Below are 16,517 nucleotides of genomic sequence, written 5' to 3'. Positions count from 1 at the left end.
CGGTGTGTCATCGATATACCCGGACCCGCTCACTTCCGCGACGCGGCGCCCTTGGCGATAAATCGCATACGACTCCACGTCTGGTATCGGATCCCAATGCAAGTAGGTGCCTGCATCGGTTACGACAGCGGCGGTCAAATGTCGGTTCCAATATACGTCGTCTTTCGGGTTGACGGCCGCCGTGTAGACGCACGCCTCTTCCCATGACGCAAACGTCAACTGATAGGCAACTTGTTCGCCGACTTTTGTTTCAAGGTCCACATAATGGTGCTCGGTTCCTTCGTAAACGTCCGTGCCATTTCGAACGACGTGTACTTCCCCTTCGAGTGACCACGTTAATTCAATCCCTTCATTGAGCGGCCGAACTTGAATCAATCCTTCCCCGTTCATCATTGAATCGTCCCCCTTTTCATGTCGTTACCTCATTCCCGTCTCGCACGAACGAAAAACAAAAAAAGACTTCGAGTTTAGAACTCGAAGCCTTATTCGACGACAGCTAAGTCTTGAATCATATACAGGTCGTAGTAGGCACCCCGTCGACGCATCAATTCTTCATGCGTCCCGGTCTCCATGATTCGTCCATTGTCGACGACGACGATTTTGTCGGCGTCCGTGATTGTAGACAAGCGGTGCGCGACGATTAACGTCGTCCGTCCTCTCGTCAGGCGTGCGAGCGAGTCTTGAATCATCGCCTCACTTTCGAGGTCGAGTGCACTCGTCGCTTCATCGAGGATGATGATCGGCGGGTGTTTCAAGAAGACGCGGGCGATGGCAAGGCGTTGCTTTTGACCGCCTGACAGTTTCACGCCTTTCTCCCCGACTGGTGTATCATACCCGTTCGGCAAGTTCGAGATGAACTCGTGCGCGTTCGCTGCTTTCGCGGCGGCGATGACGTCCTCGTCTGACGCTTCCGGATTCCCCATCCGGATGTTCATCGCGACCGACTCGCTAAAGAGCACAGAGTCTTGCATGACCATACCGATTTGATCGCGGAGCGCGCGCAGTTTGAAGTCCCGCACGTCGACACCGTCGATTTTGATGCTCCCATCCGTGACGTCATAGAAGCGCGGGATCAAACTGACGAGCGTCGACTTCCCACCGCCGGACATACCGACGAAGGCGACCCGTTCCCCTTCCCGAATCGATAGGCTCACGTCATGAAGGGCACGTGTGCCTTCCTTCTCATAGGCGAACCCGACACGGTCGAGCTCGATTTTACCGGCCGTCTGGACCGGCACGAATGCGCCTCTTTTCTCTTCGATGTCATACGGTTCATCGAGGAACTCGAACACCCGGTCCATCGACGCGACCGACTGCGTGAGCGTCGTCGCCGAGTTGACGAGTCGGCCGAGCGGTGCATACAACCGATCGATATATGCGATGAACGCGACGAGCGTCCCGAGTGAGACTTGATCTTGCAAGACGAGCCATGAGGCCGTCGTGAAAATCAAAATCGGGGCGATGTCCGTAATCGTCGAGACGACGACATACGTCTTCGCGTTCCAACCCGTGTGTCGAAGCGCCGCTTTCAAGAAGCCACCGTTCTGTTGTTCGAACGCCTTGTTCTCATACGGTTCGAGGGCGAAGCTGCGGATGACGGCCATGCCGTTCACCCGTTCCGTCAAATGACCTTGCAAATCGGCGAGTGCGGCCGAACGTTCACGTGTCAAACGACGCAGGCGACCGTAAAAGTAACGGACAGCAATCGCATAGAACGGGAGCGGCAAAATCGCGATGAGCGTCAGTTGTGGGTCGATCGTATACATGATGGCGATGGCGATTAAAATCGTCACCATATCGAGCCAAATGTTCATGAGGCCGGTGATGACGAAGTCTTTCGTCTGCTCGACGTCGTTGATGATGCGGGAGATGATTTGCCCGGTCTTGTTGTTCGAATAATAACGGAGCGATAGCTTCTGCACGTGGTCGAACAAACGGTTCCGGACATCGAATAAGATTCGCGTTGCCGCCCATTGTGCCAAATATTGACGTAAATATTCAATCGGCGGTTTCAAGACGAGAAAGATGAAGAAGACGATGCTGAACAGCCAGACGAGCTCGGTGTAATCGGCCGCCGGGTCTGGGTCTGTCAAATAAGTATCAATGACATATTTATAAAGTAACGGTAATCCGAGCGGAATCGAAAATTTCAAGATTCCGACGAAGATGGTGAGCGCAATCTGTTTCTTATACGGTTTAACAAATTGCAAATAACGTTTAATACTGCCCATAGTTCCTCCTTCAAGAAAAAAAGCGGAGATGAACAATCATCTCCGGTAACGTGCTTCGTATTCGCGATACCATTCATCGACGAATGTTGGGTTGAACGGCCCTTTCCGTCCTCGAATCCAGTTGATAAGTTCTTGAACGTTCTGTTTCAAGATTCGATCAATCGCTTTCGGATAATTCATCTCGCGACGATGCCGCTCGTATTCATCCTCATCTAAAATCGTGTACGACATATCTGGGAACACCTTGATGTCCAAATCATAGTCGATGTACTTGATGGCGCGTTCGTTGCCATCAAACGTCGTCGGCGAACCTAGATTACAGTAATAGTAAATCCCATCTTCGCGAATCATACAGATGACATTGAACCAAAACTCAGATGAAAAGTAGCAAATTGCCGGCTCTCGCGTTCTCCATTGCCGACCGTCTGACTCGCTGACCATGATGCGGTCATTGAATCCGATCATATCCGTTTTTGACGACTGAAGGACGAGCGTTTCTTCCCAAACGCGATGCAAAGTTCCGTTGTGCTTGTAGCTCTGTATCTCGATCTTGCTACCTGCTTTGGGAAATAAGCTCATAAGCTCCTCCTTTCCGCTATGATGCTATACAATTCTCATATTTAATTATAGCGACTTTCAGAACCAATGAAAAAGGAAATCTCTTATTTTCAGGAATTTAGTATGTTTTGGAAAGCAGTAGCGCGTGACTTGAACATCGGGCGCAGCACGAAACGTTCGACGAGCACGTTCGGAAGATAACTGTCGAACGTGACTTCATCGATCATGACCGCCCGCCCCTCACGTGTCTCGACGCGATGGACGTGGCAAAATCGTTTGAACGGAAACGGTAGCTTCACGCCTTGATCACAAAAGGCACGGTCTCCAGCCAACGTGATGACGCTATTCCAAGGCAAAGAGACCGGACCGATTCCGATGCGGAGTTGGACGACGTTCCCTTCAACCGAGGCCCCGTCCCCTACGAGCGTCACTTTCGGGAATGACGTCAGTTTTGATAAGAGCGAGGCGTCTTGCAGCAACGCCCATAGTTGCTCCGATGACGTCTCAAACGTCGTCGTTACGTCGAACTGTCTCATCGTCTACACCTGCCATCTGTTCTAATTTTTGTTGCGCGACCGACACCGTCAACTTGGCCCGCTCTTCCCCGTCGAGCCAGACCCAATTCCCTTCCGGTAGCGTCTCGACGACGTACAAGTCTAAATACCAAACGATGTGCGAGAAAACATGCTTCACTTGTCCCACATAGGTTCCGTTTATCTGTTCCCCTGTTCCACGTTCTGTAAGCGGGTATTGCCACATTCCGGCGAGCAGACCTGCGTCCGGTCGTTTGACATAAGCTGTCTTCCCGTCGCGGCGGCAATAGAGTGCGTCATACATCTCAATTCGGGACGCCCCTTTTTTCGTTTTGACAGGGAGTTCATCTTGCACGTTATGGGTATAAGCATAGCAGTGCTCTTGGACGGGGCAAAGCGAACACATCGGGTTTTTCGGCGTGCATACCGTCGCCCCGAGTTCCATAACGCCTTCATTAAAATCAGAGGCATGGCTCGGGTCCATCAAGCGCCGGACGACTCGTTCGAACAGCTTTCGCGTCTTCGGGAGGGCGATGTCGTCATAAATACCGAACTGCCGCGACATGACGCGCATGACGTTGCCATCAACGGCCGGTTCCGGTTGATTGTAGGCGATTGAGAGTACGGCCCCTGTCGTATACGGTCCGACCCCTTTTAGCTTTTCGAACCGCTCTTTCTCTTCCGGGACAATCCCGTCATAAACGGCGACGACTTCGCGGACCGCTTGATGAAGGTTGCGAACACGTGAGTAATACCCGAGCCCTTCCCAATACTTGACGACATCTTCTGGTTCGGCCTCAGCGAGCGACTCCATCGTCGGGAATCGCTCCATGAATCGATTGAAATAGGGGATGACCGTATCGACACGCGTCTGCTGTAGCATGACTTCGCTGACCCAGACACGATATGGATTTTTATTGTGGCGCCAAGGTAAATCGCGTTTTTCTCGATTGAACCACGTCACTAAATTTTCATTGAATTCAGGAATAGTATAATTTGTGAACAATTTATCAAGATCAAGCATTTCGTTTCCCCTCGTTTTAGAGATATTGTATGATATATGAGATCAGTTAACGACGTGTTTATTTGATGGAGGTGCTGAAGCACATTGGATACAGCTACTCACATTGGGATGGGACTTGGTTTAAGTGCCATGGCGACACTCAGCCCGGAAGTGTCAGGCGACGCACAGCTTTTCCTCGCCATGACCGCCACGGCGCTTGTCGGCTCGCACGCTCCGGATTTTGATACGGTCTTCAAATTAAAAGGCAATAGCACGTATTTACGCCAGCATCGCGGTCGTTCACACGGAATCACCGCACTCCTTGCTTGGCCGATCATCGTCAGCGCAGTCATCGGGACCGTGCTTGGCGTCAACCCCGCTTCGCTCTGGGTCATGGCCCAAATCGCCGTGTTGCTCCATGTTACCGTCGATTTGTTTAACGCCTATGGAACGCAGGCGCTACAACCGTTTTCGAAAAAATGGATCGGTTGGGGCGTCATCGGAACGTTCGATCCGTACTTGTTCTCCGCCTATTACGGAGCATATGTATTATGGCTCATCACAGGGGCGACTGTCCCGATTTTTGCATTGCTCATTGCGCTCGTCGTCAGTTATTATGCGATTCAGTTCAAGTTGCGTAACCGCGCGCTCGCCACGGTCGCGCGTCACTTCGCCGGTGCCCATGAGCTCTTCATCTCCCCAGGAATCGGTTGGGATGACTGGCACGTCGCCGTCCGTTTCCGCGATGGTCTCGGTGCCGTCAAAGTGAAAAAAGGGGAAGTCATTGAATGCGGCCGGTTCCGTGACAAACCGATGCCAGGTGAAGACGACCTTCATTTCGTCGAGGCACGAAAAAATGCCGACTTGCAAGCGTTCCTGGCGTTCTCGAAGATTCACACGTACACGGTCACACGCCACAACGGCATGATCGAGTACCGGTTCACGAATTTGCGTTACTTCTCAAAAGACATTTATCCGTTCGTCGCCGTCGTCATCGTCGACGAGGAATCGAACGAAGTGTTGTCTTCGTTCACCGGCTGGGTGTTCAGCGAAGAGAGCTTGCAGAAAAAATTGGCTTATGAATAAGAAAAGTCGCTCCGCGGAGCGACTTTTTATTATGCCTCCGATTCCGTGAACTGGAGCTCGAAATCGAATTTGACTTTCTTATCGACGAGGACGCCGCCCGCTTCGAGCGCTTGGTTCCACGTCAAACCGTAGTCTTCACGGTTGATCGACCCATCACCGGTGAAGGCATGCTTCATGTTGCCCCAAGGATCTTTCGCGCTTCCTTCATACTCGACTTCAAACGTCTCTTCACGTGTCGTCCCGCGAATCGTCAAGTTGCCTGTCAACTCGAATTCGCCGCCGCCTTTTGAGCGGAACGACGTCGACTCGAACACGATGTCCTCGTGTTGCTCCACGTCAAAGAAATCACCGGACCGCAAGTGGTTGTCGCGATCACCATTGTTCGTGTCAATCGATGCCGCCTTAATCGTCACCTTCACACTCGCGTTCGCGAGATCATCCGGTTGCCCGTTCGCCTCGACGTTGAAATCTTTAAATTCGCCTTTCACTTTCGAGATCATCATATGTTTGACGGTAAAGTTGATGGTGCTATGGGCTGGGTCGACTTGATACGTTTTTGCCATAAGTACGTCCACTCCTTCGGATTATGAATTCATTCTAATATGTTGTTTACCACAAATCTTGACTTCAAAACATTTTTTCGCAAATGTGACAAATTATTGTCGAAAAATTTTGACTTTTATCACAACTACCCGTTAGGATGGAAAAGGGAGCTATTTGCTTACTTGAAAATGTAAGCGCATACATAGGTTCCCGATACTTTACGGAAAAGGGAGGAACGACCATGATTTATGAAGTCCCAAACTCGACAGGCACGAAAGTACACTTTAAAGACCGCTATGAGAATTACATCAATGGCAAGTGGACAGCGCCTGCCGGGGGAGAATATTTTGAGAACACCTCTCCGGTCAACGGTAAAGTTTTATGTGAAGTCGCCCGCTCGACAAAGGAAGATGTCGAACTCGCGCTAGACGCGGCTCACGCCGCAAAAGAAGATTGGGGCAAGACGTCGGTGACGGAACGTGCCGTCATCTTGAATAAGATTGCCGATCGTATGGAAGAAAACCTTGAGATGCTCGCTTACGCCGAGACATGGGAGAACGGGAAAGCCGTCCGCGAGACGCTGAATGCCGATCTTCCGCTCGCCATCGATCATTTCCGATACTTTGCCGGGGTCATCCGCTCCCAAGAAGGTGGCATCAGCGAACTCGACAACGACACGGTCGCCTATCACTTCCAAGAGCCGCTCGGTGTCGTCGCGCAAATCATTCCTTGGAACTTCCCAATCTTGATGGCCGTCTGGAAAGTCGCGCCGGCCCTCGCCGCCGGGAACTGTATCGTCTTGAAACCAGCGGAACAGACACCTGCGTCAATCATGGTGCTCCTAGAATTGATTGAAGACCTGCTCCCGCCAGGCGTCTTGAATATCGTCAACGGGTTCGGGCTCGAGGCGGGTAAACCGCTCGCGTCGAGCGACCGTGTCGACAAGGTCGCCTTTACAGGTGAGACGACGACAGGCCGCCTCATCATGCAATACGCGTCACAAAATATCATCCCGGTGACGCTCGAGCTCGGTGGAAAATCGCCGAACATCTTCTTCGCCGACATTATGGATGCGGACGATGATTTCTTCGATAAAGCGATTGAAGGGCTCGTCATGTTCGCCTTGAACCAAGGTGAAGTATGCACGTGTCCATCACGTGCCCTCATCCACGAGTCGATTTATGAGCCGTTCATGGAACGCGTCCTCGAACGCGTGAAAGCGATCAAGCTTGGCAACCCGCTCGACCCTGACGTCATGATGGGCGCCCAAGCGTCGAACGAGCAGCTCGAGAAAATCTTGTCGTACCTCGAGATCGGCAAATCGGAAGGTGCCGAGTGCCTCATCGGTGGTGAGCGCAACGTGATGGATGGTGAGCTCGCGGACGGCTTCTACGTCCAACCGACGATTTTCAAAGGCCATAACAAGATGCGTATTTTCCAAGAAGAAATCTTTGGACCGGTCCTCTCGGTGACGACGTTTAAAGACGACGCCGAAGCAATCGCCATCGCCAATGACACGCTCTACGGCCTTGGTGCCGGTGTATGGACGCGCGACATGAACCGGGCTTACCGTTTCGGGCGTGAGATTCAAGCCGGTCGCGTCTGGATCAACTGTTATCATCAATACCCGGCGCACGCGGCGTTCGGCGGCTATAAGATGTCAGGGATCGGCCGTGAGAACCATAAGATGATGCTCAGCCATTATCAACGGACGAAAAACATGCTCGTCAGTTACAGCGAACAAAAACTCGGGTTCTTCTAAGATGGTGAACCGCGTCGAGGCCACCCCCGCCACGCTCGCGCTTCTCGATCGACTGAAACAAAAGCATGGACCACTCCTGTTTCACCAGTCTGGCGGATGTTGTGACGGAAGTTCACCGATGTGCTTTCCCCAAGGTGAATTTCTCGTCGGCGATCACGACGTCTTACTTGGCGAAATCGGGGGGTGTCCGTTCTATATCCACGAGAAGCAATATGATTATTGGAAGCATACGCAACTGATCATCGACGTCGTCGATGGCAGAGGCGGCATGTTCTCCGTCGAAGGCGTCGAAGGGAAGCGGTTTTTAAGCCGTTCGCGTGTCTTCACAGACGAGGAGCGGGCCGAGCTGCAACAGTCGTGAATGAACTCTCACTTGAATACAAAAAAGTCCCGCTCATCTTCGAGCGGGACTTCTGTTATTTACTCTGCATTTTGAAGCGCAAATACAACTCGTTGTAATACGCGTTCATGCGCTTGCCTAAATTCTCATACACCTCAAGCTCGTCCGTCACTTCTTTATCGGGATAGAACCGTTCATCCGTGACGACTTCTTCATCGAGGAACTCGAGCGCGGCCTCGTTCGGTGTCGAATAGCCGACATAGTCCGTGTTGCGTGCCGCAATCTCGGCGTCGAGCATGAAATCGATGAACTGATGGGCCCCTTCGACGTTACGGGACGTGCTCGGGATGACCAAATTGTCGAACCAAAGATTCGTCCCTTCTTCCGGGATGACGTACGTCAACTCTTCGTTCTCGTACATGATTTCTGAGGCGTCACCGGACCAGACGACGGCCGCGGCTGCTTCCCGGTTCGCCATGAGCATCTTAATCTCATCGCCGACGATCGCTTTAATGTTCGGCCACAGCGTCTCGAGCTTTTTCTCCGCCTCGAGCAGTTCCGCTTCGTCAGTCGTATTGAGCGAGTAACCGAGCGAGTTCAGACCGAAGCCCATCACTTCCCGTGTTCCGTCCGCGAGCAAGATGTCGTTTTCAAGCGGCATCTCCCATAAATCGTTCCACGACGTGATCTCTCCGTCGACAAGTTCTGGGTTATAGACAATCCCGACCGTTCCCCAGAAGTAAGGGACCGAGTATTTATTGCCGGGGTCAAACGACTTATCGAGGAAGCGCGGGTCGATGTTGTCGAAATTCTCAAGCTTGGTATAGTCGATTGGGACGAGTAAATCCTCTTCAATCATTTTGCTGATGGCGTAGTCGGACGGGACAGCGATGTCGTAGGCCGTCCCACCTTGCTGGATTTTCGTGAGCATCGCCTCGTTCGAATCAAACGTCTGATAGATGACCTTCAACCCGGTCTCTTCCTCGAACTCATCAATCAAGTCCTCATCGATATAGTCGCCCCAGTTGTAGACGACGAGCGTATTGTCCCCGCCGAACCCTTGCGCCATATTGATTTGATAAATCCAAAGCAAGATGCCGAAGCTGACGACGAGCGGCGCCGTCAACATGATGACTAACTTTTTCATCGTCTGACCTCCTTCGCCGTGCGTCGCGCGAGTACATAGTACCCGAGGACGAGCATGAGCGTGAACAAGAACAGTAGCGTCGACAAGGCGTTAATCTCAAGCGAGATCCCTTGACGTGCCCGTGAATACACTTCGACCGCGAGCGTCGAGAACCCGTTCCCCGTGACGAAGAACGTGACGGCGAAGTCATCGAGCGAATACGTGAGTGCCGTGAAGAACCCGGCGAAGATGCCCGGTGTGATGTACGGCAAGATGACTTTCGTGAGCACGTCCCATGTGCTCGCCCCTAAATCGCGCGACGCATCGATTAACGTCGGGCTCATCTCTTGTAGCTTCGGCAAGACGAGGATGACGACAATCGGGACCGAAAACGCGATATGGGCCAACAGCACCGAGTAGAACCCGAGCTGAATACCGAGCATCGTGAACAAGATGAGAAACGACGCCCCGATAATGACGTCCGGGCTGACAATCAGCACGTTGTTGAGTGACAAGAGCGACGTCTTCGTGAACTTCTGCTTGGCCGTATAGATGGCGAGCGCACCGATGACTCCGAGCACGGTCGAAATCGTCGCCGAGAGCAGCGCGATGACGATTGTATTTAAGACGATGACGAGGAGACGTGTATCGGTGAAGAGCGCCTCGTACCATTCGAGGGTGAACCCTTCAAAGCTGCTCATCGTCCCACCGCTATTGAACGAGTAAACGACCAAATAGAGAATCGGCGCGTAAAGAATGAAGAACACCGCCATCAAATAGAGGTTAGCTAATTTAAATTTTTTCGGTTTCATCGACGCACCGCCCCTTTCGCACCCCAGTCACGCGTGATGACCATGACAAGCACCATCGCCAAAATTAAGAACACGGCAATCGTTGAGCCCATGCCCCAGTTTTGCGTAACGAGGAATTGTTGTTCGATTGCCGTCCCGAGTGTAATGACCCGGTTTCCAGCAATAAGACGTGTAATCATGAAGAGTGAAAGTGCCGGGATAAAGACGATTTGAATCCCCGATTTGACACCGTCAAGCGTGAGCGGGAAGATGACGCGTCGGAACGTCGTCCAGTTCGAGGCCCCGAGATCGCGCGACGCATAGACGAGCGACGGCGGCAGTTTCTCGATAGCGTTATAAATCGGCAAAATCATGAACGGGATGAAGATGTACACCGACACGAACACGAAACTGAAGTCCGTGAACAAAATCTGTTGCGTCCCGATGCCGATCGCCTCTAAAAACTGGTTCGTGATGCCGTACGTCCCGAAAATGCCGAGGAACGCGTAGGCTTTCAATAACAAGTTGATCCACGACGGCAAGATGATCAGAAGGAGCCACAATTGTTTGTGCTTCGTCTTCGTCAACAAGTAGGCCGTCGGATAGCCAATGAGGAGCGAGAAAAATGTGATCAAGAACGCATACCAGAACGACGACAGCGTCATCGTCAAATACGTCGACGTGAAGAACGTCCGATAGTTCTCTAAACTCAAGTTCCCTTCAATATCAAAGAAAGAATAGTAAAGAACGAGGAAGAGCGGTGCAATGACGAATAGGGCAATCCACACCCAATACGTCGTCATGTAAACCGTCTTCGCTGTTTGACTAGTTCGATTCATGGGCGACCTCCTCGTACGACTCGAGGCGGCGATCGAACTCTTCCTCCGTCTCTCCTAGGCGCATGACGTGAATCGCTTCCTCGTCGAACGTGAGTCCAATTTTCGAACCAACGACTGATTTTTTCGTCGAATGAACGAGCCATTCGTTTCCTTCTTCATCATAGCAACAAATCTCGTAATGGACGCCGCGGAACAGTTGCGAATCGACATCGACGACCAGTTTCGCCGAATCGACGGACGTCATCTCCAAATCTTCCGGACGGATGATCACTTCGACTTTTTCATTGCGGTCAAACCCTTGGTCGACACAGTCGAACGTCTTCCCGGCAAACGAGACGACGTGGTCTTCTGGCATGACAGCTGGGACGATATTCGATTCACCGATAAAGTCAGCGACGAAACGGTTAATCGGTTCGTCGTAAATGTCGGTCGGTGTCCCGCTTTGGACGATGCGCCCGTTGTTCATGACGAAAATCTCGTCTGACATGGCGAGCGCTTCTTCTTGGTCGTGGGTGACGAAGATGAATGTGATGCCGAGACGTTGCTGAAGTTCACGTAGCTCATACTGCATCTCTGTCCGGAGCTTCAAGTCGAGCGCCGAGAGCGGTTCATCGAGCAAAATGACTTCCGGCTCGTTGACGATGGCGCGCGCGATGGCAACACGTTGGCGCTGCCCGCCCGACATCTCATCGATTTCACGCGATTCGTATCCGACCAAGTTGACGAACTTGAGCGCTTGCTCGACTTTCGTCTTGATGTCGGCCTCTTTCATCTTCTTGATGCGTAGACCGAACGCGACGTTCTCGAACACGTTCAAATGAGGGAAGAGTGCATAGTCTTGGAACACCGTGTTCACTTGACGTTTATTCGCCGGCACGTCATTGATTCGTTTCCCATCAAAGTGAATGTCTCCATTGGAAGCCTCGATAAACCCCGCGATGAGCCGAAGAATCGTCGTCTTCCCGCATCCCGATGGTCCGAGTAGCGTGTAGAACTTCCCTCGCTCAATCTCAAAACTGATGTTCTCTAAGACGACGGTATCGTCGTAGCGTTTCGACACGTTATCAAAACGGATAATTGTCTGTTCGTTCATCTCATTTCCTCCCTGTTCATAAATATGAATGTGTCGCGACAACGAGACATTCGGTCACGTCCTCGTAATCGTTGACGAGTTGGTGCGAGTCCGACGCGACATAGTAAAGTGTTTCACCCGCTTTGGCAAAATACGTATGGTTCCCAAGCTTCAAAGCGACGCGTCCCGATAACACATAAACGAACGTCTCCGAGCGCGAAGGCTCGTAACGCTTGAACTCACCGTGTCGGGCGAACGTCAGTAAAATGGGCTCCATCTCTTTCTCATTCGATTCCGGGATCAGCCACTCGGTCCGGTATTTTCGTTCCTCGTCGGCATAGACGGTCCGGTCGTCCTCAGTGTAAACGACTTTTTGAAAAATCTCTTCATCGAAAAACTCTTTCGGTGAACAACCTAGCACTTCCAATAAGTCAAAGAGTGTCTCAAGCGAGGGCGAACTCAAGTCCCGCTCAATTTGCGAGATGTACCCTTTGCTCAAATCGGTGCGTTCCGCCAACTCTTCTTGCGTCAATCCGTTTTTAACGCGGAGGCGCTTCAATTTTTGACCGACTTCCAAGTCGCGTTCCTCCTTTCGACTTTGCGGTAAGTTTAGTGAAAGATGATTCCAACTAAAGAAAGTTTATAAATACTTAACTATCAAGCAAACAAATAGCGCCTTTTATTATAACCAACTGTAACACGTTTGCAAGTAAAAAATCACGCCAATTTGGCGTGATTTTAGTGAAGATCTCGTTTTGACATCAAGTGTTTGAACTTCTCGTTTTTCGTTTGGAATAGATGTAGTTGCGGGCCATACGCATCAATCTGTTGGACGACGTACTGAAACGATTTCGCCTCCCCCGGATACGGTTCTCCGGCTCGGGCAAGCGTCGTTTCAAAATCCTCCCACAGCACTTCGACCCACGTCAGCGCTTCGAGCTCGCTCAACACATCGTTTTTCGCCATCAAGATTTCGGCCAACCGTTCATATTGCTCGGACCGGTTCATGCCTTCACCTCCGACAGTTCAGAGAGCGGAATCGCACGCTCCATCATTTCGCCTTCGAACGTCCCCCACCCCATGACGCCGTTGACGAACTTCAAGCGGAACGGACGTTCATTGTAGTTGACGATATACGTCTCTCCCGGTTTGAACGACGACGGGTCAATCAAATAGCTCTCGGCGATGGCGATGCGGCGCAAGACGACTTCAATCTCACTTACCATCCCCATCTGCTCCGCTTTCCGCTTCCGTTCGTGGAGCGCTTGAATCTCTTGCTCCAATTCGTATTTCGATAAGTCACTCAATCGTTTTTCCATTTCGTTCACCTCACTTGTAGCGTATCAGATTTTCGATAGAAAAGAAAAAGGCGAAACTGAACAGATCGTTCAGTTCGCCTTGAAGTTGTAGAGCGGTTTAATGACTTGGTCGATGGTGACGGCCGGTTCGATATAGCGAACGATTTCCTTCATCGATTTATAAACGAACGGTGACTCGTCAATCGTTGACGGCCGGACCGACGTCGACCAGACGCCGGACATCGCTCGTTTGAACTCATTGAAGTCGACACGCTTCCGCGCAGCCGAGCGTGACATGATGCGTCCGGCTCCGTGCGGTCCGGAGAAGTTCCAGTCGGGATTCCCTTTCCTGGTACAGATGAGCGAGCCATCCCGCATGTTCATCGGGATGATGACCCGTTCCCCGTCTTTTGCCGAAATCGCCCCTTTTCGAAGGATTCGATCGTCATGGTCGATATAGTTATGCACCGTGTCGAATTGGTCAAGGACGCTCCAGTTCATCGCCTCGACGATGACATCGGTCATGGCAAGGCGGTTCATCGCGGCATACTGTTGCGCGATCCGCACGTCGTGCATATAATCTTGCATCGCGTCGCCTTCGACGTAGGCGAGGTCGCGGAATTGTTTCCGCGTCTCACGCTCTGTCTCGAGATACGTTGAAATTTCATGCTCACGTCCGGTAGCTTTCAACTGTTCAATCGCTTCCATCACATCCGTCGTCTTCATCATGTGTTCGATTGCGCGACTTTGATAATGATCGGCAATTTGTACACCGAGATGGCGTGACCCCGAATGGATGACGAGATATGTCCGCCCGTTGTTCTCATTTACTTCAATAAAGTGATTGCCCGACCCGAGCGTCCCGACCGAGCGTAAGGCACGGTCGAGTTTGAACGGGGCCCGGACGTCTTCTAACGGAAGCTTCGCGGCATAAGCATGGGCTTCTTCCCGAATGTTCATCCCGCTCGGCACCGCTTGACGAATGACGTCATCGAGTTTTTGAAAATCGATTCGTTTCGCCTTGATCTCGGTACAGAGCATGCCGCATCCGAGGTCGACGCCGACCAAATTCGGCACAATCTTATCGTGAATCGTCATCGTCGTGCCGACGACCGAACCTTTACCGGCGTGCATGTCCGGCATGATGCGAATCGTCGCGCCTTCTGTGAACGGTTGATCGACGAGCGTCTGCAGTTGCGCACGCGTCATATCATCCATCCGTTCATTGAATACTTTGGCGCGGTTGTGCTTTCCGATAATCTCCATATTGCCTCCTTAACTGATGGCTTGTTGTTTACTTTGTAGCTCATGCATGCGAGCGTAGACACCGCCGTCTGCGATGAGCGATTGATGGTTCCCGCGTTCGATGATGTGACCATGGTCGAGGACGAGGATTTGGTCGGCTTCTCGAATCGTCGACAGGCGGTGGGCGATGACAAACGTCGTCCGCCCTTTCGTCAGCGTCTTAAGCGCCTCTTGGATGAGCGCCTCTGTCTCTGAATCGACACTCGCTGTCGCCTCGTCTAGGACGAGGATGGCCGGGTCGAAGACGAGCGCGCGCGCGAAGCTGATCAGTTGTCGTTCACCGCTCGAAAGCGATGCGCCACGTTCGATGACCGGTTCCTCTAGTCCGTTCGGCAACTGCTTGACGAAGCGGTCGGCTCCGACCGCCGTGAGCGCCCGCCAGACGCGCTCATCGGAAATCGTCTCGTCGCCGAGCGTCACGTTCGTCTTAATCGACCCCGTGAACAGGAACGGGTCCTGGAGGACGATGCCGAGATGGTCACGGACCGCTTGTGTCGGTAGTTTTGTCACGTCCATCCCATCGATGTTGAGCGCCCCATGTGACGGATCATAGAAGCGCATGAGCAGGTTCATGATCGAGCTCTTGCCACTTCCGGTATGCCCGACGAGCGCCACCGTTTCTCCAGGTGCGGCGTGGATGTCGATGTGTTGGAGCACCGGTTTTCCGGCCTCATAACTGAACGAAACGTCATCGAAGACGACTTCGCCTTTAAAGCGTGGGATGCGTTCTGACGACACGTCTTCCCCTTTCTCATCGAGCAACTGGAACATCCGGTCTGCCGAGACGAGCGCCTGCTGGAGTGGCGACAGTTGGTTCATGATTTGCGTCACCGGTTCGAAAATCCGTGAGACGTAATCGATATACGCGTACAGAATCCCGAGCGTGAGCACGCTGCCCGTACCGAGCGTCTGCGCCCCAACGACCCAGATGAGCAAGGCAAGCGCCATATTGCGGAAAAAGTTGACCAAGTTGTGCGACATGAGCGCGTCGAGCTTGAGCAACTTCCGACGCGTCTGGAAATTGTCACTGTTCTTCTCGTTGAACTCGTCATAGACGAGGTCTTCTTTCACATACGATTGAATGATTGGCATCGTTTGAATGCTTTCATTCAATTGGGCGTTCATATCGGCGACGAGTGCCCGCACCCGGAAGTTGTTCCGTGTCGACAGACGTTGGAACAACTTGATCCAGACGATGACGACCGGGATGATGATGAGCGAGACGAGACCGAGTCGGACGTCTAAGAAGAACATGGCGATCAAGACACCAATCATCATGACGACGCTTTGGAATACACGGGCAAGGACGCCTAAATAAAGGTCGCGAATCGTCTCGGTGTCGTTCGTGACCCGGCTGACGATTTTCCCGATTGGTGTCTGGTCAAAGTAACGCACAGGAATCGTCTGTAAGTGCCGCATGACATCGAGCCGCATCGTCTTGACGATTTGGTGGGCCGAACGTTGGAGGAGCATCTGTTGTCCCCAGTTCAACCCTGCCGCAATCAAAAGCAAGATGACATAAAGTCCGGATAAGAAGAGGACAGCCCGGAGATCTGTCTCATAAAATCGGAACACGTCCGTCGATGAGAGCGGCACGATGTTTTCGTAAGTGGCGGCCTCATCGCTACGCGTGATGGTGAGGACGTCGTTCTCTACTTCGCGGACGCCCCCGCTCATGACGGCATCCGGTACGAGATAGTAGCCTTCTGTCGTCTGGACGATCGAGACCGGCCGGACGACCGTCTCCCCATCGAGTCTTGATTCTTTCTCGTAGACGTTCCCGGCAAACGAGACGCTACCCCCTGATTCGACTTGTACCCAATCGCGCTCGATGGCGACGATATGGTCGTCAATGATGATTTTTGCGATATACGGACCGGCAAGTTCTGCGCCGACCGCTAAAAAGAGTAACAACAGACCTAGGAAAATCGAACGCTTCACTTGTTTGGCATAGCCGACGAGTGAGCGAATCGTCTTTTTCCTGCGAACTGGATCTAATTCGTGTTGATCGATCATGAGAGATTCCCCCT

18 protein-coding genes are annotated in these 16,517 nt (G+C 52.2%); 3 read left to right on the top strand and 15 right to left on the bottom strand.

Annotated features, from left to right (window positions below):
* The 5 genes from DI14_RS03825 to mutY all read right to left on the bottom strand — a co-directional run.
* The coding region (locus DI14_RS03825; RefSeq protein WP_034805397.1) for a hypothetical protein at positions 1-393 on the bottom strand (393 nt) is incomplete at its 3' end.
* 89 nt (positions 394-482) lie between these two features.
* Positions 483-2,231, bottom strand: coding sequence for an ABC transporter ATP-binding protein (locus DI14_RS03820; RefSeq protein WP_034805394.1), 1,749 nt, complete (start codon positions 2,229-2,231; stop codon positions 483-485).
* Positions 2,232-2,267: 36 nt separating this feature from the next.
* The gene (locus tag DI14_RS03815) at positions 2,268-2,810 is read right to left on the bottom strand and encodes a DUF402 domain-containing protein (protein ID WP_034805392.1); all 543 of its coding nucleotides are present in this window, start codon (positions 2,808-2,810) and stop codon (positions 2,268-2,270) included.
* Between the two features lie 89 nt (positions 2,811-2,899).
* Positions 2,900-3,325 (bottom strand): hypothetical protein, encoded by a 426-nt coding sequence (locus DI14_RS03810; protein ID WP_034805389.1) that lies wholly within the window; start codon positions 3,323-3,325, stop codon positions 2,900-2,902.
* Positions 3,294-4,346 (bottom strand): A/G-specific adenine glycosylase, encoded by a 1,053-nt coding sequence (gene mutY / locus DI14_RS03805; RefSeq protein WP_034805387.1) that lies wholly within the window; start codon positions 4,344-4,346, stop codon positions 3,294-3,296. Before mutY ends, DI14_RS03810 begins: the two co-directional genes overlap by 32 nt.
* An 84-nt stretch (positions 4,347-4,430) precedes the next feature.
* Between mutY and DI14_RS03800 the strand changes: the two genes are divergently transcribed.
* Positions 4,431-5,411 carry a metal-dependent hydrolase gene (locus DI14_RS03800; RefSeq protein ID WP_034805385.1) on the top strand — a complete coding sequence of 327 codons (981 nt, stop codon included), beginning with the start codon at positions 4,431-4,433 and terminating at the stop codon, positions 5,409-5,411.
* A gap of 29 nt (positions 5,412-5,440) precedes the next feature.
* Here DI14_RS03800 and DI14_RS03795 read toward each other — a convergent pair whose 3' ends face one another.
* The gene (locus DI14_RS03795) at positions 5,441-5,974 is read right to left on the bottom strand and encodes a YceI family protein (RefSeq protein WP_034805375.1); all 534 of its coding nucleotides are present in this window, start codon (positions 5,972-5,974) and stop codon (positions 5,441-5,443) included.
* Positions 5,975-6,195: 221 nt separating this feature from the next.
* Here DI14_RS03795 and adh point away from each other — a divergent pair, with 221 nt between their 5' ends.
* Both adh and DI14_RS03785 read left to right on the top strand, forming a co-directional pair.
* Positions 6,196-7,716: an aldehyde dehydrogenase gene (gene adh / locus DI14_RS03790; RefSeq protein ID WP_034805373.1), complete on the top strand. Its 1,521-nt coding sequence runs from the start codon at positions 6,196-6,198 to the stop codon at positions 7,714-7,716.
* A 1-nt stretch (position 7,717) separates the two neighbouring features.
* A complete protein-coding gene (locus DI14_RS03785) occupies positions 7,718-8,077 on the top strand; it encodes a DUF779 domain-containing protein (RefSeq protein WP_034805372.1) in 360 nt (119 codons plus the stop codon).
* 55 nt (positions 8,078-8,132) lie between these two features.
* On the opposite strand, the gene DI14_RS03780 is transcribed toward DI14_RS03785, so the two are convergent.
* From DI14_RS03780 to DI14_RS03740, 9 genes are all read right to left on the bottom strand, one after another.
* Entirely contained in the window at positions 8,133-9,203 is a 1,071-nt protein-coding gene (locus DI14_RS03780; protein WP_034805370.1) for a PotD/PotF family extracellular solute-binding protein, read from the bottom strand.
* Complete coding sequence (locus DI14_RS03775; protein WP_034805369.1) at positions 9,200-9,994, bottom strand: ABC transporter permease; 795 nt, start codon at positions 9,992-9,994, stop codon at positions 9,200-9,202. The genes DI14_RS03780 and DI14_RS03775 overlap by 4 nt, the downstream gene beginning before the upstream one ends.
* Positions 9,991-10,812 (bottom strand): ABC transporter permease, encoded by an 822-nt coding sequence (locus DI14_RS03770; RefSeq protein ID WP_034805368.1) that lies wholly within the window; start codon positions 10,810-10,812, stop codon positions 9,991-9,993. The genes DI14_RS03775 and DI14_RS03770 overlap by 4 nt, the downstream gene beginning before the upstream one ends.
* Positions 10,799-11,905, bottom strand: coding sequence for an ABC transporter ATP-binding protein (locus DI14_RS03765; protein ID WP_034805366.1), 1,107 nt, complete (start codon positions 11,903-11,905; stop codon positions 10,799-10,801). The genes DI14_RS03770 and DI14_RS03765 overlap by 14 nt, the downstream gene beginning before the upstream one ends.
* Positions 11,906-11,921: 16 nt before the next feature.
* Positions 11,922-12,461 (bottom strand): helix-turn-helix domain-containing protein, encoded by a 540-nt coding sequence (locus tag DI14_RS03760; protein ID WP_034805364.1) that lies wholly within the window; start codon positions 12,459-12,461, stop codon positions 11,922-11,924.
* A gap of 161 nt (positions 12,462-12,622) precedes the next feature.
* Entirely contained in the window at positions 12,623-12,892 is a 270-nt protein-coding gene (locus tag DI14_RS03755; RefSeq protein ID WP_034805362.1) for a YfhJ family protein, read from the bottom strand.
* A complete protein-coding gene (locus DI14_RS03750) occupies positions 12,889-13,203 on the bottom strand; it encodes a YfhH family protein (protein ID WP_034805360.1) in 315 nt (104 codons plus the stop codon). Before DI14_RS03750 ends, DI14_RS03755 begins: the two co-directional genes overlap by 4 nt.
* 69 nt (positions 13,204-13,272) lie before the next feature.
* A complete protein-coding gene (locus DI14_RS03745) occupies positions 13,273-14,448 on the bottom strand; it encodes an RNA-splicing ligase RtcB (protein WP_034805358.1) in 1,176 nt (391 codons plus the stop codon).
* 9 nt (positions 14,449-14,457) lie between these two features.
* A complete protein-coding gene (locus DI14_RS03740) occupies positions 14,458-16,503 on the bottom strand; it encodes an ABC transporter ATP-binding protein (protein WP_051622531.1) in 2,046 nt (681 codons plus the stop codon).
* Between the last annotated feature and the right edge of the window lie 14 nt (positions 16,504-16,517).

Origin of the sequence: Exiguobacterium sp. AB2 (assembly GCF_000696055.1) — a bacterium.
In the GTDB taxonomy this organism is placed as follows: domain Bacteria; phylum Bacillota; class Bacilli; order Exiguobacteriales; family Exiguobacteriaceae; genus Exiguobacterium; species Exiguobacterium alkaliphilum.
Note: the sequence above shows the minus strand (reverse complement) of the source record. Positions and strands in the feature narration are given on the sequence as shown.

Coding starts and splice junctions, on each gene's coding strand:
- DI14_RS03775 (WP_034805369.1), bottom strand. CDS start 9,994: ATGAAACCGAAAAAATTTAAATTAGCTAACCTCTATTTGATGGCGGTG.
- DI14_RS03770 (WP_034805368.1), bottom strand. CDS start 10,812: ATGAATCGAACTAGTCAAACAGCGAAGACGGTTTACATGACGACGTAT.
- DI14_RS03785 (WP_034805372.1), top strand. CDS start 7,718: ATGGTGAACCGCGTCGAGGCCACCCCCGCCACGCTCGCGCTTCTCGAT.
- DI14_RS03815 (WP_034805392.1), bottom strand. CDS start 2,810: ATGAGCTTATTTCCCAAAGCAGGTAGCAAGATCGAGATACAGAGCTAC.
- DI14_RS03745 (WP_034805358.1), bottom strand. CDS start 14,448: ATGGAGATTATCGGAAAGCACAACCGCGCCAAAGTATTCAATGAACGG.
- DI14_RS03750 (WP_034805360.1), bottom strand. CDS start 13,203: ATGGAAAAACGATTGAGTGACTTATCGAAATACGAATTGGAGCAAGAG.
- DI14_RS03765 (WP_034805366.1), bottom strand. CDS start 11,905: ATGAACGAACAGACAATTATCCGTTTTGATAACGTGTCGAAACGCTAC.
- DI14_RS03820 (WP_034805394.1), bottom strand. CDS start 2,231: ATGGGCAGTATTAAACGTTATTTGCAATTTGTTAAACCGTATAAGAAA.
- DI14_RS03755 (WP_034805362.1), bottom strand. CDS start 12,892: ATGAACCGGTCCGAGCAATATGAACGGTTGGCCGAAATCTTGATGGCG.
- DI14_RS03795 (WP_034805375.1), bottom strand. CDS start 5,974: ATGGCAAAAACGTATCAAGTCGACCCAGCCCATAGCACCATCAACTTT.
- DI14_RS03810 (WP_034805389.1), bottom strand. CDS start 3,325: ATGAGACAGTTCGACGTAACGACGACGTTTGAGACGTCATCGGAGCAA.
- mutY (WP_034805387.1), bottom strand. CDS start 4,346: ATGCTTGATCTTGATAAATTGTTCACAAATTATACTATTCCTGAATTC.
- DI14_RS03780 (WP_034805370.1), bottom strand. CDS start 9,203: ATGAAAAAGTTAGTCATCATGTTGACGGCGCCGCTCGTCGTCAGCTTC.
- adh (WP_034805373.1), top strand. CDS start 6,196: ATGATTTATGAAGTCCCAAACTCGACAGGCACGAAAGTACACTTTAAA.
- DI14_RS03740 (WP_051622531.1), bottom strand. CDS start 16,503: ATGATCGATCAACACGAATTAGATCCAGTTCGCAGGAAAAAGACGATT.